This window comes from Mycobacterium sp. UM_11 (assembly GCF_001414075.1).
Lineage (GTDB): Bacteria > Actinomycetota > Actinomycetes > Mycobacteriales > Mycobacteriaceae > Mycobacterium.
Genome location: NZ_LATC01000220.1, coordinates 1 through 1,026 on the forward strand (window position 1 = coordinate 1; position 1,026 = coordinate 1,026).

A 1,026-nucleotide genomic window follows, 5' to 3' on the forward strand; every position below is an offset into this window, starting at 1 on the left:
GATGTGTATAAGAGACAGCTGCCAGGGCTGGCAGCCCGACGTCTTGAACGCCTTGTCGGTCGGGTCGATCTGCACGACCTGAGGCTTCTTGCTCATCGCATTGTCGATGATGTTGCCGTCGGGATTGCCGGTCCGCTTCCAGTAGCAGGTCCCGTTGTCCAGGGGTCCGCCCGAGCTGTAGATGCCCGGCGCGATGTCGGTACCGACGTTGTAGATGCCGTCTTTGTCCATGGTCGTCTTCGGCGCCGGTGCGGCGGCCGGAGTGGCTCCCGGCGACGGCGCCGGTGAGGCCGACGACGGCGGCGGCCCGGGCGGGGGCCCCTGCGACGCGGCCGGCGAAGGCGACGGTGCCGGCGTCTGGTCCGGATCGGCCCAGGCGACGCCCGCCGACGCGGTCCAGCCCGCGATCATCAGCCCCGCGACGGCCAACCGGGCCGCGGTAGGTGCACCAGCCTCAATCCCCATAGCACGCAAGCGTACCGGGGTGAGCAGCTTAAATCACATAATGCGTCGTACGCGGGTGGGCTCGGGGGCCGCTAATCGAGCCGCCGCACGCGGCCGGCATAGCCCAGCGCGTGCTCGTAAACCTTGAGGTTGTCGCGGGAAATCCGCGCGTGCACCGGCCGTTCGAGCAGGAAGCGCAGGACCGGGTTATAGGCGTGGTAGGTCTCGTGGAACGTCAGCACGGTGGTCCCGTCCGGCTGCTCCTCGAGGCGGTGATATCCCTCGGCGCGCGACCACAGCGGCGCGCCGACGGCCACGTAGCGCGAGAGCCGGTTCGTTTCGGCCTCCGTGACCGTTTCCCAGGACCGCGCCCTGCCCCCGGAAAGCAGGTACTTGGGCACCTCGAAGACGCAGGTGCGGACCAGCCCCTCGCCGGCTTCGTTGCCCTCGTTGAGGATCTCCATGCTGCCGTTCGGCCAGGTGAGCACCCGCGGTCGCGGCGCGTCGGGCGGCGGGGGCGGATGCAGCACCCGCCACACCTTCGCCGGGGGCGCGTCGACGTGGAATCGCACGGTGTAGGAC

General features: G+C 69.5%; 2 protein-coding genes. Both read right to left on the reverse strand.

From position 1 onward, the window contains the following. Positions 1-465: hypothetical protein (locus tag WU80_RS24730; protein ID WP_156371890.1), on the reverse strand; the 465-nt coding region annotated here is incomplete at its 3' end. Between the two features lie 71 nt (positions 466-536). Then, positions 537-1,026 (reverse strand): SRPBCC family protein (locus tag WU80_RS24735; protein WP_082462600.1); only part of this gene is annotated, 490 nt, incomplete at its 5' end.